The 22,217-nt window shown below is 63.3% G+C and carries 17 protein-coding genes; 9 read left to right on the top strand and 8 right to left on the bottom strand.

What is annotated here, in order from left to right; genetic code table 11:
• Positions 1–157: 157 nt before the first annotated feature.
• On the bottom strand, positions 158–334 hold the full coding sequence (locus tag V1288_RS00225) for a hypothetical protein (RefSeq protein ID WP_334355161.1): 177 nt from the start codon (positions 332–334) through the stop codon (positions 158–160).
• 50 nt (positions 335–384) lie between these two features.
• On the opposite strand from V1288_RS00225, the gene V1288_RS00220 reads away from it, so the two are divergent.
• Complete coding sequence (locus V1288_RS00220; protein ID WP_334355160.1) at positions 385–948, top strand: peroxiredoxin-like family protein; 564 nt, start codon at positions 385–387, stop codon at positions 946–948.
• 170 nt (positions 949–1,118) lie between these two features.
• Here the strand turns inward: V1288_RS00220 and V1288_RS00215 are convergent, their stop codons facing one another.
• Positions 1,119–2,738, bottom strand: a complete 1,620-nt coding sequence (locus tag V1288_RS00215) for a GMC family oxidoreductase (protein WP_334355159.1) — start codon at positions 2,736–2,738, stop codon at positions 1,119–1,121.
• A 228-nt stretch (positions 2,739–2,966) separates the two neighbouring features.
• Here V1288_RS00215 and V1288_RS00210 point away from each other — a divergent pair, with 228 nt between their 5' ends.
• Positions 2,967–4,139 carry a M20 aminoacylase family protein gene (locus tag V1288_RS00210; protein ID WP_334355158.1) on the top strand — a complete coding sequence of 391 codons (1,173 nt, stop codon included), beginning with the start codon at positions 2,967–2,969 and terminating at the stop codon, positions 4,137–4,139.
• Positions 4,140–4,297: 158 nt separating this feature from the next.
• On the top strand, positions 4,298–5,470 hold the full coding sequence (locus V1288_RS00205; RefSeq protein ID WP_334355157.1) for a M20 aminoacylase family protein: 1,173 nt from the start codon (positions 4,298–4,300) through the stop codon (positions 5,468–5,470).
• Between the two features lie 478 nt (positions 5,471–5,948).
• Here V1288_RS00205 and V1288_RS00200 read toward each other — a convergent pair whose 3' ends face one another.
• Complete coding sequence (locus tag V1288_RS00200; protein WP_334355156.1) at positions 5,949–7,415, bottom strand: UdgX family uracil-DNA binding protein; 1,467 nt, start codon at positions 7,413–7,415, stop codon at positions 5,949–5,951.
• A gap of 246 nt (positions 7,416–7,661) precedes the next feature.
• Between V1288_RS00200 and V1288_RS00195 the strand changes: the two genes are divergently transcribed.
• The 3 genes from V1288_RS00195 to V1288_RS00185 are packed head-to-tail and all read left to right on the top strand — an operon-like array spanning position 7,662 to position 13,439.
• Positions 7,662–8,468, top strand: a complete 807-nt coding sequence (locus V1288_RS00195) for an ImuA family protein (RefSeq protein WP_334355155.1) — start codon at positions 7,662–7,664, stop codon at positions 8,466–8,468.
• On the top strand, positions 8,377–9,999 hold the full coding sequence (locus V1288_RS00190; RefSeq protein WP_442894003.1) for a Y-family DNA polymerase: 1,623 nt from the start codon (positions 8,377–8,379) through the stop codon (positions 9,997–9,999). The genes V1288_RS00195 and V1288_RS00190 overlap by 92 nt, the downstream gene beginning before the upstream one ends.
• On the top strand, positions 9,996–13,439 hold the full coding sequence (locus V1288_RS00185) for an error-prone DNA polymerase (RefSeq protein ID WP_334355154.1): 3,444 nt from the start codon (positions 9,996–9,998) through the stop codon (positions 13,437–13,439). Before V1288_RS00190 ends, V1288_RS00185 begins: the two co-directional genes overlap by 4 nt.
• A 47-nt stretch (positions 13,440–13,486) precedes the next feature.
• On the opposite strand, the gene V1288_RS00180 is transcribed toward V1288_RS00185, so the two are convergent.
• Positions 13,487–14,719, bottom strand: coding sequence for an NAD(P)/FAD-dependent oxidoreductase (locus V1288_RS00180; RefSeq protein ID WP_334355153.1), 1,233 nt, complete (start codon positions 14,717–14,719; stop codon positions 13,487–13,489).
• A gap of 168 nt (positions 14,720–14,887) precedes the next feature.
• Between V1288_RS00180 and V1288_RS00175 the strand changes: the two genes are divergently transcribed.
• Positions 14,888–15,910 carry an AraC family transcriptional regulator gene (locus V1288_RS00175; protein WP_334355152.1) on the top strand — a complete coding sequence of 341 codons (1,023 nt, stop codon included), beginning with the start codon at positions 14,888–14,890 and terminating at the stop codon, positions 15,908–15,910.
• Positions 15,911–15,974: 64 nt separating this feature from the next.
• Here the strand turns inward: V1288_RS00175 and V1288_RS00170 are convergent, their stop codons facing one another.
• From V1288_RS00170 to V1288_RS00160, 3 genes are all read right to left on the bottom strand, one after another.
• Positions 15,975–16,190, bottom strand: a complete 216-nt coding sequence (locus V1288_RS00170; RefSeq protein ID WP_334355151.1) for a hypothetical protein — start codon at positions 16,188–16,190, stop codon at positions 15,975–15,977.
• Positions 16,191–16,727: 537 nt separating this feature from the next.
• The gene (locus V1288_RS00165) at positions 16,728–17,699 is read right to left on the bottom strand and encodes a hypothetical protein (protein ID WP_334355150.1); all 972 of its coding nucleotides are present in this window, start codon (positions 17,697–17,699) and stop codon (positions 16,728–16,730) included.
• A gap of 187 nt (positions 17,700–17,886) precedes the next feature.
• Positions 17,887–18,210, bottom strand: coding sequence for a PilZ domain-containing protein (locus V1288_RS00160; protein WP_334355149.1), 324 nt, complete (start codon positions 18,208–18,210; stop codon positions 17,887–17,889).
• Between the two features lie 294 nt (positions 18,211–18,504).
• Between V1288_RS00160 and V1288_RS00155 the strand changes: the two genes are divergently transcribed.
• A complete protein-coding gene (locus tag V1288_RS00155; RefSeq protein WP_334355148.1) occupies positions 18,505–19,041 on the top strand; it encodes a GlcG/HbpS family heme-binding protein in 537 nt (178 codons plus the stop codon).
• 128 nt (positions 19,042–19,169) lie between these two features.
• Here the strand turns inward: V1288_RS00155 and V1288_RS00150 are convergent, their stop codons facing one another.
• The gene (locus V1288_RS00150) at positions 19,170–19,940 is read right to left on the bottom strand and encodes an SDR family NAD(P)-dependent oxidoreductase (protein ID WP_334355147.1); all 771 of its coding nucleotides are present in this window, start codon (positions 19,938–19,940) and stop codon (positions 19,170–19,172) included.
• Positions 19,941–20,677: 737 nt separating this feature from the next.
• Between V1288_RS00150 and V1288_RS00145 the strand changes: the two genes are divergently transcribed.
• Positions 20,678–22,072, top strand: coding sequence for a CoA transferase (locus tag V1288_RS00145; RefSeq protein ID WP_334355146.1), 1,395 nt, complete (start codon positions 20,678–20,680; stop codon positions 22,070–22,072).
• The last annotated feature ends 145 nt before the right edge of the window (positions 22,073–22,217 follow it).

The raw sequence follows: 22,217 nt of genomic DNA, 5'->3' as shown, positions 1-22,217 counted from the left end.
TCGATAGTGTCTACTTGCGTGCGGACGCGTCTTGATGCGCGGTTCCGGCAATGGAGCAAGCGGTGTGCCAGCCGGGATCGGGCTCAATTGTCGCTGAAATGGCCGGTTTTGTTGGGCGCATGGCCCACCGCCGGGGGTGGCGCGCAGGGCGCATGTCTCACTCGTCGCGAGACAAAGTCTCGGTGGTGAGACATGAAGCGAGGCAGGCGGCTCTCTTCTCGGCGATCATCGCCATCGGCGTGTCGGTATTGTCCGTGGTGATCGTCGGTTGCAGCGTCGTGCGCAACGACCAGCGCTGTTCGTTCACCTGAGCGTGATCGATGGCGGATTCCAAATGCAGGGGGGCCTGCCTATTTGCGGGCTGAGAAGCAATGGAGCCGACCGATGACTGACATCAAGCCGCTTGTTCCGCGCCAGCTCGTTCCGACTCTTACGGTAAGCCTGGTTGGTGGCGGGCGTTTCGATATTGCCGCCGAAAATCCGGAGCGTTTCACCATGGTCGTATTTTACCGTGGTCTGCACTGCCCGATTTGCCGGACGCAGCTAGGTGATTTGGAAGCAAAGCTGGCGGATTTCGCTAAGCGGGGCGTTGGCGTCGTTGCGATATCATCCGACAGTGCCGAGCGCGCGGAACGCAGCAAACGAGAATGGAAGCTGCCGAACCTAAGGCTGGGATTTGGCCTTGATCTCCGGATCGCTCGCGCATGGGGATTGTACGTCTCGACGGGCCGCGGAATGACGTCTGCCGGAGTCGACGAACCGGCTTTGTTTTCGGAGCCCGGGCTGTTTCTGGTGCGTGCGGACCACACGCTCTATTTCGCCAGCGTACAGACGATGCCGTTCGCGCGGCCGCACTTCGCCGATATTCTCGGCGCGATCGACTATGTCATCGGAAAGGACTATCCGGCGCGCGGCGAAATAACCAGCCTGCCGGCCGCGGCAGCCTGAGCCTCTACGACGGGATCGATGTCGATTGACGGATCGGCGCGTTGGACCATCGCTTCGCGTTCGGCCGTTCCCGTCCGTGCGAGTGCGGTGTCAGCTCTGGGTCTCATTGGTTGGCTGCAGTCGGCGAGGTTGGCCTACTTGGTCGCACCCTGGACTTGTTCGCTCGCACGTCAGCGCGCATCCTCCAGAATCATTGCAGCACCTTTCTCCGCGATCATCGCGGTAGGCGTATTGGTGTTACCGGATGTGATCGTCGGCATCACCGACGCATCCGCCACGCGCAGCCCGGCGATGCCGTAGAAGCGCAGCCGTTCGTCGACGACCGCCATCGGATCGTTCGCCATGCCCATCTTCGCCGTCCCCACCGGATGGAAGATCGTGGTGCCGATATCGCCGGCGGCTTTCGCCAGCGAAGCGTCGTCGTCGCCGACGCTGGGACCGGGCAGGTATTCTAGCGGGCGATAGCGTTCGAGCCGCTTCTGCTTCATCAGCCGCCGCGTGGTGCGGATGGCGTCGGCCGCGACCTGGCGGTCGTCGTCGGTCGAGAGATAATTCGGCGCGATCGAGGGCGCCTCATCCGGCTTTGCCGAGCGGATGCGCACGGTGCCGCGCGAGGTCGGCTGCAGATTGCAGGCGCTGACGGTGATGGCGGGAAAACGATGCAGGGGATCGCCGAACTTGTCGAGCGACAGCGGCTGCACGTGGAACTGGATGTTGGCGCGCGCGCGGCGTGAATCGGAGCGGGTGAAGATGCCGAGCTGCGATGGCGCCATGGTCAGCGGCCCGCGGCGGCGGAACGCGTAGTCGAGCCCCATCATGCCGCGCCGGACCAGGTTGTAATAGGTCTCGTTCAGCGTACGCACGCCCTCGACCTTGTAGATTGCGCGCTGCTGCAGATGGTCCTGCAAATTGCGCCCGACGCCCGGTCTGTCGAGCACGACATCGATGCCGAGCGGCGACAGCCAGTCGGCCGGCCCGATGCCGGACCGGTGCAGCACCTGCGTCGATCCAATTGATCCCGCGCACAAAACCACTTCGCCCTTGGTGCGGGCCTCGACCACTTCATTGCCTTGCTGGAAGCGCACGCCGACCGCACGGCGGTTCTCGACGATGAGCCGGTCGACCAGCACGTTCTTTTCCAGCCGCAAATTGCTGCGGTTCAGCACCGGCTTGAGGAAACCGCGCGCCGAAGACCAGCGCCGGCCGCGCTTCTGGTTGACGTGGAAATAGCTCACGCCCTCATTGTCGCCGGTGTTGAAATCGGCAATGCGCTTGATGCCCATTTCCTCGGCGGCGTCGCCGACCGCGTCGAGAATGGCCCAGGATAGCCGCGGCGCCTCGATGCGCCAGCCGCCGCCGGTGCCGTGATGTTCGCTTTCCCCGAGGAAATGGTCCTCGAGCCGCTTGAACAGCGGCCGCACGTCGTCATAGCCCCAGCCGGCCAGGCCGAGTTGCCGCCAGTGGTCGTAATCGGCTGCCTGCCCCCGCATCGAGATCATGGCGTTGATGGCGGAGGAGCCGCCGATCACCTTGCCGCGGGGATAGGCGAGCGACCGGCCATTGAGCCCGGGCTCCGGCTCGGTCCTGAACATCCAGTCCGAACGGGGATTGCCGATCGCAAAGAGATAGCCGACCGGGATGTGAAACCAGATCCAGTTGTCGTTGCCGCCGGCTTCCAGCAGCAGCACGCGGTTTTTCGGATCGGCCGACAGCCGGTTGGCCATGATGCAGCCGGCTGTCCCTGCGCCAACCACGATATAGTCGAAATCACCTTCAAGCCGCTTCGGCATTATCCGCCCGTTCGTCAGTTATCGTCATGCCCGGGCAAAAGCGCGAAGCGCGTCTTCGCGCCAGATGTGCCGGGCATCCACGTCTTTTCGCCTATTAGTCAGACGCGGCTGGCCGGGACAAGCCCGGCCCTGACGGCTGGGCGGGGAGACCGCGCGGTGCGTTGGTTGGACCGTCCCTTGCATGCTACAGGAGCAGAAGCATTCAACCCCGGAAAGCCTGTTATCTCCATGCCCATTGTCAACCGCGTCGCCGAGTTCCAACCCGATATCCAGGCCTGGCGCCGGGATATTCATCAACACCCGGAACTGCTCTACGACGTGCACCGCACTGCGGCATTGGTGGCGGCTCGTCTGCGGGAATTCGGCTGCGACGAGGTTATTACCGGTATCGGCCGCACCGGCGTCGTCGGCGTCATCAAGGGCAACCGGCCCGCCGGCACGGGTGACGTGAAGGTCATCGGGCTGCGGGCGGATATGGACGCGCTGCCGATCGAGGAGGCGACCAATCTGCCTTACGTTTCCAAAACGAAGGGCCTGATGCATGCCTGCGGCCATGACGGCCACACCGCCATGCTGCTGGGGGCGGCGCGCTATCTCGCCGAGACCCGCAATTTCGCAGGCGATGCAGTCGTGATCTTCCAGCCGGCCGAAGAGGGCGGCGCGGGCGCCGTCGCAATGATCAAGGACGGGCTGATGGACCGTTTCGGCATCGAGCAGGTCTACGGCATGCATAACGGCCCGGGCATTCCGGTCGGCGCGTTTGCGCTTCGGCCCGGTCCGATCATGGCCGGAGGCGATGCCGTCATCATCAAGATCGAGGGGCGCGGTGGCCACGCCGCACAGCCGCACAAATCCATCGATTCCGTTCTGGTCGGCGCGCAGTTGATCACGGCGCTGCAGTCGATCGTGTCGCGCAGCGTCGATCCGCTGGAATCGGCGGTCATTTCGATGTGCGAATTTCACGCCGGCTGCGCCCGTAATGTGATTCCGCAAACCGCTGAGCTGAAGGGTACCGTCCGCACCCTGAACGGCGAAGTGCGGAAAATGGTGGAAAGGCGGGTCCGCGAGGTCGTCGCCGGCGTGGCGCAGATCACGGGCGCCAGGATCGATCTGGAGTACACCCACGGCTATCCGGTAACGGTCAACCATAGCCAGCAGACGGATGTCGCGACGCGGGCAGCCAGAGACATCGCCGGCGATGCCAATGTGCATGTGATGCCACCGCTGATGGCCGGCGAGGATTTCGCCTTCATGCTGGAGCAGCGGCCGGGTGCGCTGATCTTCTGCGGCAACGGCGACAGCGCAGGGCTCCATCACCCCGCCTACAATTTCAACGACGAGGCGATCGTGTTCGGCACCTCTTACTGGATCAAGCTGGTCGAGAACACGCTGGCCGCGTAACCGCCCAAAGCTTTGCCGGGCTAAGGCTTCACCGGGCTTTCCCAGCCCTGGTCGGCCAACGCACCTGGATGGGGGCTCTGCGGCAGAGTGCTGGGTGGACCGCCGCTTGCATGCTACAGAAGCCCTAGCGTTCCAACCTTTGAGGCCAGAGAATTCCCATGCCCATCGTCAACCGCGTCGCCGATCTGCAATCCGATATCCAGGCCTGGCGCCGTGACATCCATGAACATCCCGAATTGCTGTACGATGTCCACCGCACTGCAGCATTCGTGGCGGACCGCTTGCGCGAATTCGGCTGCGACGAGGTGGCGACCGGCCTTGGCCGCACCGGCGTCGTCGGCGTCATCAAGGGCAAGCAGCCTGGCAGAGGCGAGATCAGGGTAATCGGGCTTCGCGCCGACATGGACGCGCTGCCTATCGAGGAGGCGACCAATCTGCCCCATGCCTCCAAGACGCCGGGCCTGATGCACGCCTGCGGCCATGACGGCCACACCGCGATGCTTTTGGGTGCAGCGCGCTATCTCGCCGAGACCCGGAATTTCGCCGGCGACGCGGTCGTGATCTTTCAGCCGGCCGAGGAGGGCGGTGCGGGCGCCGACGCCATGATCAAGGACGGACTGATGGACCGGTTCGGCATCGAGCAGGTCTACGGCATGCATAACGGCCCGGGGATTCCGGTCGGCTCCTTTGCCATCCGGTCCGGTCCTGTCATGGCGGCGACCGACTCGATCGACATCAAGATCGAGGGCCTCGGCGGCCACGCCGCGCGCCCGAACAAGTGCATCGATTCCGTGCTGGTCGGCTCGCAGTTGATCACCGCCCTGCAATCGATCGTCTCGCGGACCATCGATCCGCTGGAGTCGGCTGTGATCTCAATCTGCGAATTCCATGCCGGCAACGCTCGCAACGTGATCCCGCAAACCGCCGAACTCAGGGGCACGGTGCGGACGCTGACGCCGGAAGTTCGCGAAACGGTCGAGAAGCGGGTACGCGAGGTGTGTGAGGGCGTAGCCAAAATGACCGGCGCCAAAGTCGATCTGGTTTACGAGCGCGGCTATCCCGTGACCAAGAACCATGCCGAGCAGACCGACTTCGCCACGCAGGTGGCCAAGGAAGTGGCCGGCGCCCAGAACGTCCACGAGATGCCGCCGCTGATGGGCGCCGAAGATTTTTCCTATATGCTGGAGGCGCGGCCGGGCGCCTTCATCTTCTGCGGCAACGGCGACAGCGCCGGGCTCCATCACCCCGCCTATGATTTCAACGACGAGGCGATCGTGTACGGCACCTCGTACTGGATCAAGCTGGTCGAGAACAAGCTGGCGGCGGCGTAACTCACCTTGCTTCTCTCTTGAACTTCCATCGCACGTGAAGTTCGAATGCACATCAACGAAGGTCTGTATCCCCAATACAGGCCTTCTTTATTTGCCGCTCAGCAGGGACGTGAAGATGTCTCGCCTGAAGCGAGTGCTTGCCGCTTCAACTGATTTGTCGGTTCAGCGGATGGACAGGCCGGCGGCGATCGTTGCGCGATCACTTCGAAAAAGTTGAGTAGCCCAGGTGGACCGCTTCGGCTTGATCTTGAAGAAAGGTCGCGCGCTGCACGGTGCCGGGGCTGAAGGGGACCCGCGCAGCGCGTCGACCGTATGGGACATCATGCCGTACCAGACGTCCCACATTCCCTTGAGAATGCGATTGTGTCATTTATCAATTAATGGTTGCAAACGCGATTGTCAATTTTTCCCGTCATATTTCACCAGAAATTGCGGCTGCATATTTCACTAGAAGTTGCGGCTGCCGGATTGGCGGAATTCAGGCCGCATGGGCTGATTTTCGCAGCACGTCGGCGGCTATTTTGAGGTCCTGGACGAAGCGCCGGTATTCGCGTTCCTTGGCTTCTGCGTCCGGCAATCGCAACAGATAGGACGGGTGCACCGTCACCAGCGCCCTGGTTCCATCATCGAGATCGATTGGATGGCCGCGGTTCTTGTTGATCGGCGTAATTTTCCCGAACACGCTTTGCGCCGCGGTGGCCCCCATCGCCACCACCAGTTCGGGTTTGATCGCGGCAAGTTCGCGTTCGTACCACTGCCGGCATGCCTTGATCTCCGGCGTGTTCGGCTTCTGGTGCAGGCGGATCTTTCCGCGCGGCACGAACTTGAAATGCTTGACCGCATTGGTGACGTAGACTGTACGGCGATCGATCCCGGCTTCTTCCAGCGCGCGGTCGAGCATCGACCCCGCGGGCCCTACGAAAGGTTTTCCGGCGAGATCTTCCTTGTCGCCGGGCTGCTCGCCGACCAGCATGATCCGTGCTGTTTGCCGGCCTTCGCCGAACACGGTCTGGGTCGCATGCTTGTAAAGATGACAGGCGCGGCAATCGGCGGCTTCCTCACGCAGCGTTTCAAGATCGTCTGCCTGTTTGCGGGCCATTTTGTTTTCCTTGTCGCTTTCCCTGTCGCTTTCCTTGGGCGGTTCCAGCCGCTTCGGCGGCCTGTGCGGTTCGGTCGCCGCGTTCGCGGTCATCGCGCTGGCGGTACGTCCGGCGCCTTCGATCAGGGGTTTAATCAATGAGGCCTCCGGGAGGTTCCGCCAGTATTTCCGGGGCATCTCCTTACGCATGGCCTGCACTTTCAGTCGCACAGGATTGAAAGTGCTGGCGTAGTAGCGCCGCCAGGTTTCCTCCAGCCGGTCTTGGGTCGGCTTCTCGCTCTTGGCGACCCCCGGCGTGATCGAGACGGCATGGCCGTCCCAATGCGCGCAGACATCCGGCGTCAGGATCGACCAGGGCATGTCGGCGAAACGGCGCGCGAAAAACGGCGCGGCCAGTTCGACGATGTGGTGCTCCGGCTCGAACCAGGCGACGAAGTGAGACTTCTCGCGGCCGACTTCGCGGAAGCGGACAAAGGCATGCATCTTGTGCTCGTCGCGACGCACGGCTTTGGCCATGGCGGCGACCTCGGCCACGTCAGGATCGGTCGCGAGATCGAGCAGATCGTGGTTGTGCCGCAACCGCCATAGCAGGCGGTAGAGCAGGGCGAACCGTTCAGGGTTGCGGTGCAGGATCGCGATCTCTGCCAGTTCGACGAACCTGGCCGATACGTTGAAGGTGCCATGTGGCGGATCGAGCGGCGGCGCCGCCGGCTCGAACAGTTCGGGCGCATCATCAGCCACGCGCCACGTCACGTCGGAGGGGTTTACATTGTTCAGTGCCAGCGCGCGGGCGGCTTTGCGCCAGCCATCGAAATCGGTTTCGCTATCGAGGGTGATGTGGTGCATGCGGCACTCTCCATTCTCGTTCTGCGGATGCCGCGTACGAGGTTGGCATCCACCATGATTTCTATTTCAAATTGCACATCCATCATTGAATCCCTTTGATTCCGTTCATGAATCGCCAAAGTGTCGATCCTGATTGACTCCGCCGGGCCGGTTAGCTTTATATTAGAACATATCATGAACAAATGAGCCAGCCGCGGGTTCACTCGGGAAGAAGCGGTAAAGGCCAAAATTTCTAAGGAGCGGGGCATGAGCACCGCACGCACAAGCACGCTTGCAACTTTGCGCGGGAGCATCGAGCGGATCGAGACGCATGGCGATGCGCATGATCTCAACAAGGTCGCTCTTGGCCATGCGGCAGCGGATTCTGTGCTGCACGGCGGGTTTGCGCTCGCCGTGGTGCATGAAGTGTTCGCCGAGGGCCACCAGAGCGCGGCGGCGACCGGATTCATCGCAGGGCTCGCGGGAAGGGTATCGCCGCGCCGGCCGCTGGTCTGGGTGCGGCAGGACTTTTCGGAAATTGAATCGGGTGCGCTGTCGATGAGCGGGCTTTGCGAGCTGGGTCTCGATCCGCGGCTGCTCGTGACCGTGCGCGCGCCCGATACCGACGCCGCGTTGCGGACCGCCGCGGATGCGCTGGCCTGCGATGCGCTCGGCGCCGTCGTGCTGGAAGTCTGGGGGCAGGCGCGTCAGCTCGATCTCGTCGCCAGCCGCAAGCTCACGCTGGCCGCGCAAGCCTCCGGCGTCACCGCGCTGCTGCTGCGGATGGCGGCGGAGCCGCGGCCTTCGACCGCGGAAACCAGATGGATCGTGCGCGCGGCGCATTCGCCGCCGTCTGTACCCTGGCACGCCTGGGGCGCGCCCGTGTTCGACGCGCAGCTTGTTCGTAACCGTCATGGCCCGGTCGGCCGCTGGATCATGGAATGGAAATGTGATGAGTGCCTTTTCAGAGAACCGTCGGCGTATCCTCAGCCTGTGGCTGCCACGCCTGCCCATCGACCGCATCAAGCGCAAGCACATAGCGTTTTCAAGCGAAGTGGGTACCGGTTCGCGTGAAGAAAACGCGTCAAAAAAAAGGTCGGGCGACAACGAAGAGCTGGATAAAACCCCCAGCGTCGTCGTCGCCAAGCAGCACAACGCCATTCTGATTTACGCGCTCGACGAAACAGCCGTGCATGCCGGCCTCTCGATCGGCCTGCCGCTCGCCAATGCCCGCGCGATCTGTCCTGAGCTGACGGTGTTCGACGCCGACGAAGTCGCCGACCGCAAGACGCTCGAAGACATCGCCGACTGGTGCGACCGCTTCACGCCGCTGGTGGCGCTCGATCTGCCGCATGGACTCTATCTCGACATCACCGGCTGCGCCCATCTGTTCGGCGGCGAGCGCGCGCTGCTGCAGATTGTGTGCGGCGCGCTGAGCCGTCGCGGCTTTGCCGTCAGCGCCGCGATCGCGAGCACCGCGATCTGCGCCCGTACGCTGACGCGCCAGACTTCCGGAAAGATCGTTGCCGATGGCGAGGAGGCCTGCGCCGTCGGTCCGCTGCCGGTCTCCGCGCTCGGCGCCGGTGAGGCCATCACCGGCGGCCTGCGCCGCGCCGGCCTGAAAACCATCGGCGACGTTGCCTCGCGCGGACGTCACGAGATCACGGCGCGTTTCGGCGCCGGCTTCACGACGCTATTGGAGCAGGCGCTGGGCGAGGGCGATGCGCCGATCAGTCCCCGAAAGCCGCTGCCGGATTACATCGTCGAGAAACGCTTTCCCGAACCGGTCGCCACCGACACCGTGATCGCGATGAACTTGTCTGCGCTCGCTGCCATGCTGGTCACGGCGATGGACAGACAGGGCAAGGGCGCGCGACGGCTGGACGCGAGTTTCTTCCGCACCGACGGCGCGGTGCGCACCATCTCGGTCGATACCGGCCGTCCGGTGACGAAGCCAGAGGTGATCGACCGCCTGTTTCGCGAACGGCTCGATGCGCTCAACGATCCCCTCGATCCCGGCTTCGGCTTCGATCTCATCAGGCTGTCCGCCAGCCGCACCGAAATCGTGGTGCAGCAGCAGCGCGATCTCGACGCCAATGTGCATGACAATGACGAACTGGCCGCGCTGATCGACCGCATCGCTGCGCGCATCGGGGGAAAACGCGTCGTCGTGCATCTGCCGCAGGATACCCACATTCCCGAACGCGCTGTGCTGGCCGTAGCAGCACAGCATCATCTGACGGCCGCCGCGCAGGCGGCATGGCCGGAGCGCATCGAAAGCGAGCCGCCGCTGCGGCCGTTGCGGCTGTTCGACAGGCCGGAACCGATCAAAGTGCCGTTTGCAACCGTGCCCGACGGCCCGCCGCATCAGTTCACCTGGCGGCGTGTGACGCATGCGGTGGTGCGGGTGGAGGGGCCCGAACGCATCGCCATGGAATGGTGGAAGCAGAACGGCGATGGCCCGACGCGGGATTATTTCCGCATCGAGGACGAAGCGGGCTTGCGCTTCTGGATCTTTCGCGACGGGCTCTATGAAAGCGAGTTGGCCGATGCGGAAGGCGAGCCCGCGCCTGTCAGATGGTTCGTGCATGGGCTGTTCGCATGAAAAGCCCCATCAACGATTATGCCGAAATCGGCATCACCACCAATTTCTCGTTCCTGCGCGGCGGCTCCGATCCGCGCGCCTACGTGCATCAGGCAAGCCTGCTCGGCATCCCCGCCATCGGCATCGCCGACCACAATACGCTGGCCGGCGTGGTGCGCGCCTACAAGGAACTGGATAATCCCGAGGTCAAATACAGGCCAAAGCTCCTGATCGGCGCGCGCCTCGTCTTCATCGACGGCACGCCCGACATCCTGGTCTATCCGCGCGACCGCGCCGCCTATGGCCGGCTCTGCCAGTTGCTGACCCGCGGCAAGCGCGGCGACGACATCACGCGGATCGAAAAGGGCGAATGCCATCTGCGGTTCGATGACCTCCTGGAATTCGCCGAGGGCCAGCTTCTGGTGCTGGCGCTGCCGCATCGCTTCGACGCGGCGAGCGCGCAGGAAATTCTGCAGCGTCTGAAGCAGAGCCGGGCGGACGGCATCTGGCTCGCCGCAAGCCTGCTCTACCGCGGCGACGACAAACGCCGGCTGGCGCGGCTGCATCGGCTGGCGCTGGCCGCAAAGGTCCCGCTGCTCGCGACCAACGAGGTGCTGTATCACCATCCCGCCCGCCGTCCGCTGCAGGACGTGCTCACCTGTATCAGAGAAAAGACCACCATCGACGCCATCGGCCGGCGGCTCGAGGTCAATGCCGAGCGTTACCTGAAACCGCCCCACGAAATGGTGCGGTTGTTTCGCGACCTGCCGGAGGCGATCGCCGAGACCATGCGCTTTGCTTCCCGCATCAGCTTTTCGCTCGACCAGCTCAAATACCAGTATCCGGACGAGCCGGTGCCGCCGGGCAAGACCGCGCAGCAGCATTTGGAGGATCTAACCTGGGCCGGCGTCGACCGATATTTCGGCGGCGAGATTTCTGATACGCTGCGCGCCACCTTGCGGAAAGAACTCGCGCTGATCGCCGAGCTGAAATACGCGCATTATTTCCTCACCGTGCACGACATCGTGCATTATGCGCGCAGCCAGAACATCCTGTGCCAGGGCCGGGGCTCGGCGGCTAACTCCGCCGTCTGCTACGTGCTCGGCATCACCTCGGTTGATCCGACCAAGGTCGATTTGCTGTTCGAGCGCTTCATCTCCAAGGAGCGGCTGGAGCCGCCCGACATCGACGTCGATTTCGAACATTCGCGGCGCGAGGAGGTGATGCAATATGTCTACCGCCGCTACGGCCGCCACCGCGCCGCGATCATTGCAACCGTCATCCACTACCGTCCGCGCAGCGCGATCCGCGATGTCGGCAAGGCACTGGGGCTGACGGAAGACGTCACCGCGGCGCTCGCCGATACCGTGTGGGGAAGCTGGGGCAAGGGCCTCAACGAGATGCAGGTTCGCCAGGCCGGGCTGGACCCTGCCAATGCGATGGTCGAGCTCGCGGTTGAGCTTGCCACCGAACTGATCGAGTTTCCCCGCCATTTGTCGCAGCATGTCGGCGGCTACGTGCTGACGCAGGACCGGCTCGACACTTATGTGCCGATCGGCAATGCCGCGATGGACGACCGCACCTTCATCGAATGGGACAAGGACGACGTCGACGCGCTTCATATGATGAAGGTCGACGTGCTGGCCTTGGGCATGCTGACCTGCATCCGCAAATGCTTTGACCTGATCGCCGACCACAAGGGCGCGCGCTGGGAGCTCGCCACCGTCCCGCAGGATGACACGCCGGTCTACGACATGCTGTGCCGCGGCGAATCGCTCGGTGTGTTCCAGGTCGAGAGCCGTGCGCAGATGAACATGCTGCCGCGGCTGAAGCCGCGCACCTTCTACGACCTCGTCATTGAAGTGGCGATCGTGCGCCCCGGTCCGATCCAGGGCGACATGGTGCATCCCTATCTGCGCCGACGAAACGGCCAGGAAAAGGTCAGCTATCCGTCACCGTCGCCCGACCGCGGCCCGGCGGATGAATTGTATCGCGTGCTGCACAAGACGCTCGGCGTGCCCTTGTTTCAGGAGCAGGCGATGCGGATCGCGATCGAGGCGGCCAAGTTCTCCTCCGAAGAGGCCAATGGCCTGCGCCGTTCGATGGCGACCTTCCGCAACCTCGGCACCATCGGCACGTACGAAACCAAGCTGATCGGCAACATGATCGCGCGCGGCTATGACCCCGAATTCGCCAAAGGATGTTTTGACCAGATCAAGGGATTCGGCTCTTACGGCTTTCCCGAAAGCCACGCCGCGAGTTTTGCCCAGCTCGTCTATATCTCGTCATGGCTGAAGCATTACCACCCGGATGCGTTCTGCTGCGGCTTGCTCAATTCGCAGCCGATGGGCTTTTACGCCCCCGCGCAGATCGTCGGCGACGCCCGCAAGAACGGCGTCGAGGTGCGCGAGATCGATGTGTCCTACAGTTTTGCGCAGAACACGCTGGAGCAGGGGAGTGGAAAATACTGCGCGGTGCGGCTCGGCTTCCGCCAGATCGACGGGTTTAGCTGGGTTGATGAGGATGAGGAGCGGTTGAAACGAATGCAGATGTCGTTCCGGGATGGTGCGCAAGCACGAGACCCGGAACCTCGAGATTCCGGGTTCACGCTTCGCGTGCCCCGGAATGACGACGACGAGAAAGCCACCGACTGGGCCGACCGCATCGTCGCTGCCCGAAACCGCCGTCCCTTCACCTCGCTGGAAGAATTCGCCCGCGACACCGGCCTGCCGAAGCGCGCGCTGATCCTGCTCGCCGATGCCGATGCGTTCCGCTCGATCGGGCTCGACCGCCGCGCGGCGCTGTGGGCGGTGCGGCGGTTGCCCGATGACGTGCCACTGCCGCTGTTTCAGGCCGCGATCGCCCGCGAGCAGCCCGACGAGAACGCCAAGCCGCTGCCGTTAATGCCGCTGCCGGAGCAGGTGGTCGCCGATTATCAGACGGTGCGGCTGTCGCTGAAGGGCCACCCGATGGAATTCTTGCGCGAGAGGTTTACCAAAGAACGCGTCGTCGCCTGCAAGGACGTCAACCACAAAAACGACAGGCGCCGTATCCGCTGCGCCGGCGTGGTGCTGGTGCGGCAGCGGCCGGGCAGCGCCAATGGCGTCGTCTTCATGACGCTGGAGGACGAAACCGGCATCGCCAATATCGTGGTGTGGCCCAAGGTGATGGAGCAGTACCGCAAAGAAGTGATGGGCGCCCGCCTCATCCTGGTCGAGGGCTATATCCAGAGCAGCCCGGAACAGGTGACGCATCTGGTGGCGCAGCGGATGTTCGACCGCTCCCACGACCTGATCGGCCTCGCCAATGATGGGTCGAGCCGCAAGCATCCGGTCCCGGCAGGCCCCGCGCTGGTCGAGCCGCTCAACGACGACCGCCGCGAGCACCCGGACGCTCCCGCGCAAAAAATCCGCCATCCGCGCAACGTCCGCATTCTGCCGCCGTCACGGGATTTTCACTGAGCAGATTTCTTGCGGGCGCCATCGGAGTATCGGAGCCGACGCTGCTTTCACGATATGCTCGTCCTTTGATTTCCCGAGGCTGCGGCAGCAAAAATCGCTTCGACATTGTCAGGTGCAAAAAATTCCGTCGGCGATATCGTCGCGGCGTTCATACGCGCAAAGCCGTCCATGGCGGCCTGGTTGCCGTGAACCGCCTCAAGGATCCGTTGTAACTCGGGTGGCGGCGGTTCGAGCGTTGCGAGTTCGCAAGTGAAATCGTACATCGCCCCAACTTGCGCATCACGGGTGCGCTGGTACCCGCCCATGGCCTCCTCGAATGGCCGCGCGCCCGACAATGATTGGTCGATCGCCCCGGCGCAGAGTTCGGCGTCCCGGAAGGCATCGAGGATTCCCTGCGCCGTTATGAAGTCCCTGTTATAGCCGGCGTCTCCCACGAGCGCCCAGCCGGGGCCGTAAGGCTTGCGGAAATAGTTCGGCACCGCTGCGCCGGCGAACGGCGCTTCGCGCGTGGCGCTGCGCACCCTTTTGGCAAAGTCCGGCGCCTGTTCGATGGCCTTCAGGTAGTTGCCCTCGATATCTCTCTTGTTATCCGCAAACTCTGCGTAAGGCCATCCGGCAATGACGAGCGTCAAATCGTCATGGGTCGGCATCGCCGCAAATGCGCGCCTGTCGCGGACAAAGGTTTCAAAGCGGCCGTCGGTGGGCAGCCCTCGCCAATAGCTGTAATAGCCCACCAGCAAAGGCGGCTTGTCGCGGTACTGCTCGGGATGAACCGCCTCGCTCAGCATGGAGTGCCGGCCGTCAGCGCCCACGACAACGTCGGCATATTCCGTGACGGTGCCGCCGTGCTTCGATCGGCCCTTGATGCCGACGACGCGCGCTCCTTCGGTCATGATTTCCTCGACGACAAAACCCTGACGGATCTCCGCGCCGGATTGGGCCGCGGCGTCGACCAGCAGCTTGTCGAGGAAGGTTCGCCGCGGGCAGTAGGCAACGGGATCCTTGTCGGTGCCGGGGGCGCCGGCAATGGTGAACGCGCCGAAGTCGAAGGAGTAGGTATGGATCGGCGGGCATCCGGTCGCCACCAGGCGGTCGAGCAGCCCCCATCGCGCCAGCGCATTCACGGCGGGAGGATGCACGAGATGCGTCGACACGGTGTCGCTCGGGAATGAAGCACGGTCGACCGCCAGCACCCGGTAACTCTTGCGCGCCAGCAACATCGCGGTCGGCGAACCGGCGCAGCGCGCGCCCACGACGATCACGTCGAATGTCTTGCCCATCGAAATCTCCCAGCAAAATTCTTCCGCGGTTCATGGCAGCCAGGCTGACTGGTCGCGGTGGCCGGACCCATGACATTCGAGGCTAGCGGGAAGCCGAAGCCGCAACTTTGCCGAAACTCCGTGGTTCTTTGCAGGTTGTCCAGGGTCCACGTTCGGCGGAGCACGGAAATGGATGCTCTATCGGAGGCGCTGACGTCTGTGCGCATGACCGGCGCCATCTTCTATCACGCCGAGTGCACCGCTCCCTGGGGGTTCCGGGTGCCGCCCCTGCAAGACGTCGCCCATGTGCTTGCCCCCGGAACCGAGCGCCTGGTCAGCTATCATCTGGTCACGGACGGGAAGGCGATCGTGCGCTTCCAGGGCGAACGGGACATCGCCGTCGCTGCGGGCGACATCCTGATCATCCCCCACGGCGATGCCCATACCGTTTCGAACGGCTCGCCATCGACCTACCACGACAGCGGAGCTTCGCTCGGCGAGTTCCTGGTCGGCCATCTGACCACGATGCGATTGGGTGGCGGAGGCGAGGTGACGAGGTTTGTCTGTGGCTATTTCGGCTGCGAACGTCATGCCGATCGGCTCTTCCTTGCCGGCCTGCCGCTGATGATCAAGATCAACCTGCGGGGCGACCCGGCCGGCGAATGGCTGGAGAGTTCGGTTCGCCATCTCGTCTCCCAGGCTGGATCCGTGCGACCGGGACAGTCGGTCCTGCTATCCAAGATGGCGGAGGCGCTCTTCATCGAAACCATTCGCCGCTACATGGAGGCGCTGCCGCCGGAACAGACCGGTTGGCTTGCAGGTGCGCGGGATGCGGTCGTCGGTGGTGCGCTGGCGCTGCTGCACCGAAAACCCTGTCATCATTGGACCGTGGAGCAACTTGCCGCCGAGACCGGCGTTTCACGCTCGGTCCTTGCCGAGAGGTTCTCCCGGTTTCTTGGCGAGCCGCCACTGACCTATCTTGCGCGCTGGCGATTGCAACTCGCCGCAAGGATGCTGCAAACCACGCGGGAGGCTGTGATCCAGATAGCCTCCGAGGTAGGCTACGACTCGGAAGCGGCGTTCAATCGGGCGTTCAAGCGCGAGTTCGGCGTTCCGCCAGGAGAATTCAGGGGCCAATTCCAGCGATCCTGCGCCCGATTGGACCTGGTTGGAGGCGACGGACCAACCGGCATTCCCTCGGGCACGGCGTGAAGGGAATCAAAAGGGTATCCCGTGGAGACCTTTGAGGTGCGCGCCCCGATCCGCTGGTTCCGGTCTACCAGTAGATCAATCCTCGTTTTGTCTTTTCGGCGCCGCTTCTGGCAAATGCCGCCGCGAGCCTTTGCTTTTCGGCGCAATGTGCAGCCAGGGTCTCGTATAGCCTTGCCTCGATGAAGGGTGCGTGTTCCCTGCTGGTCGACGCGGCTTCGGCGGTCGCGGATATCAGCGCGCTGATTTGGCGTATCAGCAGATCGTCTGTCGATGGCTGCATGACCTTCTCCTTCGATCACGGTTAGGCCAGATGATTCCTGATTTCGGTCCACCGCAAGTCGGCAAACCAGCGCAATCGCAAATGCGGCCTGCGACAGATTGCTCGCGCTTCGTTAGAGCGTTTTCCAGCGAAGTGGGGACCGGTTCGCGTCAAGAAAACGCGTCAAATTAAAAATCTAGGGCCCCGTTCCGATTCCATCGGAACGGAAGAGGCCCTAAGCTTCAGCGAGCAAGGGTGATCTTGCGCATCTCATGCAACCGAGCGAGGCAATATTCCCGGTAGAGCAGGTCGATGATCATCCACATGATCGACTCCTTGTCTGAGGATCACGTTACGACGATATCGTTTCGGGATTCCTTCTTCGGCCGGGAAAATGGCTTCGTGCAAGGCGCGGAATATTTCATGCCATTCGCGAGCGGCGAAACACCCTCACGGTGCGGTGACTGCTATGCATCGTGCGCTGGATTGCTCTTGCTGGCGAACGAGCACCGTCACGCGACATGCGAGTTAAGGCTTTGGCGGGCAACCGCGATGGAACTACGGCGCCGCGTTCTTCCTCAATGCATTCGCCGTGGAAACGTTCACCATCGGCACGTGCGCACCACGACCGGCCACTGCGTCAGGCGACACGCTCACGATCGCAGCTTCAGTCCGATACTGCGGCAGATGATTTTCGAGCGAGTAGAAAACGCACAGTGCGAGGCTAGACCAGACCGCCAGGCTGAAATAAAGCGACATCCAGGTGATCTCGTCCTTCCACTCGGCAAGGTCGTGCGTCACCACCCAGCGCGTGCTGACGTCGCGCAGGCCCTCGCGGGGCGTCAGGCGCTTGTCGCCATCGGCATCTCCGGTCCGCCAGCGGTTCAGGTACATCGGGACGTCGATCGTCATCAGAAACGCCAGAAAACCCGCAATGCCTGCGATGGCCATGGCCAGGACCACGCGAACCGCACCATGGAATTCCGGCAGCAGGCGGCAAAGGCCGACGCCGACGACGAAGAAGGCAACCGCCCATAGCGAATTTTCGATGGCGTTGCCGAGATAATTCCTGGTCAGCACCGCATACCATGAGAGGCATTCCGCGATCAGGATCAGCGGTACGATCACCCATGCGGCATTCACGGTCGTTTCCGCCCCGGTCATCGTGCCGAGCTGGTGCAGGAGGATCGCCCATTGCGCCACAAAACAGATCTCGGCCACGGTCGCCACCGTCCGTCCGACCAGGACGCTCGACCACCAGGTGTCGAACAGGCAGATCCGCTGAACGTCCGCGCGCGGCAGAAACGACCTGAAGGCGCAGCCGAAAACATAGGCCGCACAGAACAGCAGCATGGCTCCGACGCCGGCCGCGCTGCCGGTAGCGCCGGCCGGCTGGAGCGGAAGCTCGCGATACAGCACGAACCAGACGGCGATATTGACGCCGCTCACCAGGGTCAGCAGACCCCACCACCAGGACACGGGATTTGACCAGGCCAGGGAACCTGACCGCGCCTGCCATTCCAAGCTCATTTGTCGCTCCGCCGTAATCGAACTGACATCTGACTGTAATAATACAGTCATACGTCAAGGCCAATCACGACGGCAGTATGTCCGTGGGGCAGGGGCAGGAGACGGGGATGGCCCTCCGGTCGTGAGGAGGGCCACGATTGTGACAGCCGGGCCTGCATCCTTCGAGACGCGGCGAAGATGCCGCTCCTCAGGACAGGAATTTCACGCCGTAGGTCTTGCCCCGGCGCCAGACGACTTCGCACGACTGGCGCGTCGCATGTTCGGGCACCAGCGCCAATTCAAAGCTGTCCCTGATATCGAGCGCGGCGTCGGTCGCGACCTTGGCGCCGCCCGGTGAGACGTCCAGGACGACGCATTCAATCTTCGTCATCCCGTTGTCGATCGTCATCCATGTCGGCCGTTTGCGCAGCTCGCGCCGCGGTTCGCGTTGCACTTTTGTCCTTTGCTCGTCGACAATCATCGTGACCATCCGTCGTTGGACCCAGTCGTCCGGGTCTTCGAAACAGGCCATCAGAATGAAGGTAATTTCGTAAAGTTCCCTTAGCTTATCGTTTCAAATTTACTGGTTTGGTTCGCGAGTTGTAAGGCGAGCTCTCGCAACTTGCCTGCATCGTCCTGCGCTTTCGGGCATCAGCCATTGTCTTCGCGGCCGCAGCAAAACCGGGCGTAGCCCGCGATACGCACGCCCAAATTGAGTTTCAACCAGTTCGGAAAACGCCTACGGTTGATGTTAGCCGGGCAGCGCAGGGGAAACCCGGCCGCAACACAAGCAATACCCTCAAATCAATATACTTGGGAGGAAGACATGCGTCGGAATGTTTTGGCGATTCTTGCGGCTTGCGTGGCCGTTACGATCTGCAGCCGGGCTCAGGCCCAGCAACCGGCAGCCGCCCCGGCGGCGGTGCCCGACCAGATGCCGTTCGATATCCCGTACGGAAATTCGATCACCGCCGATCGCGCCGCCGATGTCGTGAAGGCGATCGTTGCCGAGGCCACGAAATCGCCCCGCAACTGGAAGCTCGCCATTTCCGTCGCCGATACGCACGGCGAGCTCGTCTATTTCTACAAGATGGACAGCACGCAGCACGGGTCGGTGGTGATCTCGCAGAACAAGGCGCGTACTGCGGCGCGCTATCGGCGCCCGACGCAGATCTTCAACAACGCGATGCAGACGCCCGCCGGCGCCTATATCGCCACGCTGGAGTCGCCTTCGCCGACGGCATCTCCCGGCGGAATTCCGCTTGTCGAGGGCGGCAAGATCATCGGCGCGGTCGGTTGCAGCGGCGCGACCGGCGACCAGGACGCTGTCGCCTGCAAGGCCGGCGCGGACACGGTGAAGTAGTCGGGCTGGTAGGGTGGGCAAAGCGCAGCGTGCCCACCATTCAAGCACCGCTGCCGATAGGTGGTGGGCACGGCGCAAGCGCGCCTTTGCCCACCCTACACCCCGACGGCACGCGCCAGACTAGCTTCTCAGAAATTTACCCGGTTCGAGATCGCGCCGTCGACGACGAGGTTGGAGCCCGTCGTGAAGGAGGAGGCCGGGCTCGCCAGGAATACGGCGGCGTTGGCGATTTCCTGCGGCGTTGCCATGCGGCCGGTCGGGTTGCGCGCCAGCGCGTCCTGATAGCGCTTCGGCATGTTCTGCTCGACCATGTTCCAGATGCCGCCCCTGAAATAGACCGTGCCCGGCGACACCACGTTGACGCGGATTTTCTTGGGCGCGTATTGCCGCGCCAGTCCCTTGGCCATGTGGATCAGCGCCGCTTTGATCGGGCCGTATGAACTGGCGGTATCGGCCTGCGCCGCCGAGACCGAAGAGATAATGACAAAGGCCGCGTCGCCGGTCTTGTCGCCGCTGGCTTCGAGCCAGGGCCGCGCAGCCTCGAACGCGTTCACGGCGCCGAGCACGTCGAGCCGGAAGTTCTGCTCCCATGAAGCGGGATCACCGCCTTGCGCCATGGCGCCGGCATTGGAAAACAGCATGTCGATGCTGCCGAGCTCTCTGGCCGCATCCGATATCCACGATTTCAGCGCGGCGGCGTCGGTGACGTCGACCGGAGCGCCGGTTGCGCGCACGCCCGCCGCGTTCAGCTCAGTAACGGTGCCGGCGACCTGATCCGCGTTGCGGGCACACACCGCGACGCCTGAACCTTCGCCGGCCAGTGTGTCGGCAATCGCCCGTCCGATGCCGCGCGTGCCGCCGAGCACGACCGCGTTTCTGCCCTTCAAACCCAAATCCATATTGTTCTTCCTTTGTTGATCCGCACGCATTGTAGCGGCCATGACGCGGAATGACCTCCCGGACGGTTGCGCCAAAACGCCGATTTTGCAAGGCGGATCAAGCTGATTTGGGTCGTCCAGCCCTTCGCGCAAAAATATTCCGCTTAACATGTCACCCAAATCAGCGGCATGACTCCGCCCGTCTCGCGGCAGATGAGGGGCGGCTCGCGATCGTCACGAACGCGCGGTGAGATGCGATGGACGCTGATGGCGCGCTAGACGTACGCGCCGGACGCGTACGGTGAAGTCGTGTGGTTCGGGCGCCGCGGTGCTGGCGTTAAGTTGGCGGGAAGTGTCTCGCTGGCGACGGAGGCAACAGAGCCGTTCTCCGGGAAGAGCACGAAGTAAGCCGTAAAGCCATTGCGCAGGGAAGGCCGGAATGCTCCCGCTGCCCTGTATGCTCGTGTGCAGTTTTGTTTGCGCAAATCGCACGCGAGACCGCGGGTGCAGCAAGCACCCGGTCTTCCCTGCGCCCTCTCTAATTTCGAAGAGGGCAAACGAAGATCAAACCTCGGACGCAATGCGCCGCGAGATCGTGAAAGTATGTCTGCCGTAGGATGGGTAGAGCGAAGCGAAACCCATCGTCACTCGCCACACGCACCGGCATTGATGTCTACCCGGATTGCGCTACGCTCGATCCGGGCTACGTTGCTACGTTGCGTGCGATTAAAAAGAAAGCGTTACGGAGGAGAAAGCCGATGCAAAGCCCCAGGGAAATCCTCTCCGATATCTGGACCTCTGCCGGCGGCGAAGCTTCCGCGCTCGACGCGCTCACGCTGACCGGCGATGAGCCGCAACTGCCGTCCTCGTTCCGTGTCGCCGCCGCCGCTCAGGTCAGTGTCGCCGCAACCGGACTGGCGGCGGCCAGGCTCTGGAAGATGCGCAGCGGTGAGGCGCAGAAGGTTGCGGTCGACATGCGCCACGCTGTGGTCGAATGCCGGAGCGAACGCTATCTGCGCGTCGACGGCAATCCGCCGCCGCCGGCCTGGGACGCGATCGCCGGCGTCTACAAGACCCGCGATGGCTTCGTGCGCCTGCACACCAATTTTCCGCACCACCGCGACGCCGTCTGCAAGGTGCTGAACTGCAGGCCGGAGCGTGACACGGTGCAGGCCGCTCTGATGCAATGGGACGGCGAAGCGTTCGAGACCGCGGCCTATGCCGGCGGCTGCGTCGTCGCCTTCATGCGCTCCCATGATCAATGGTCGGCGACGCCGCACGCCAAGGCGCTTGCCGGATTACCGCTGATCTCGATCACGAAGATCGGCGAAGCACCGCCAAAGCCGTGGCCCAGGGGTGATCGGCCGCTCGCAGGCATTCGCGTGCTCGATCTGTCGCGGGTGATCGCAGGTCCCGTGGCGGGGCGAACGCTCGCCGCGCATGGCGCCGACGTGCTGCTGATCTCGGGGCCCGAGCTGCCGGCGATCCCGTGGCTCACCATCGACACCGGCCGCGGCAAGCTGACGAGTTTTGTCGAACTCAAGAGCGAGCAGGGGCGCGGCGTGCTGCGCGAACTGCTGGCCGAGGCGGATATTTTTTCGCAAGGCTACCGGCCGCGCGCGATCGCCGCCCTCGGCTTCTCGCCGGAGGATGCCGCGCACATCAATCCTGGCATCATTTACGTCACGCTGTCGGCCTATGGTGCCGCAGGTCCGTGGGCCGAGCGGCGCGGCTTCGACTCGCTGGTGCAGACCGCGACCGGATTCAACCATGCCGAGGGGCAGGCCGCCGGCGTCGACGGACCGAAGGAATTCCCGGCACAGATGCTCGATCACGCCACCGGCTACATCATGGCGTTCGGCGCCATGATGGCCAAAGCGCGCCAGGCGCGTGAAGGTGGAAGCTGGCACGTTCAGGTATCGCTGGCGCAGACCGGAGGCTGGCTGTGGAATCTCGGCCGGCTCGCCGACGGCCTCGGTACCCGTGATCTTACGGGGGAGGCGGTGATGCCCTTTATCGGGGAGCTTCCGTCAGGCTTTGGTGCGCTGCGGTCAGTCCGGCATTCGGCGATCCTGTCGAAAACCCCTGCATTTTGGGCCCGTCCGGCCATGCCGCTCGGCAGCCACCCGCCGCAATGGCCGCCACCGGCGTAGGACCCTGCCGGCGTTCGGGCCGGCTCTCCAAACTTTAATCCCTCCCGCCGGGGCTATTTTCGTTTTTCATGTTGTTGGAATGTGAATTGGGCACTATTAGCGCAGGGTGAGGCAAATCGTCGCTGAGTGGTTCCGGGCCGGATGC

This window comes from Bradyrhizobium sp. AZCC 2176, assembly GCF_036924645.1.
Taxonomy (GTDB): Bacteria; Pseudomonadota; Alphaproteobacteria; order Rhizobiales; family Xanthobacteraceae; genus Bradyrhizobium.
This window is presented reverse-complemented; position numbering and strand designations above follow the sequence as displayed.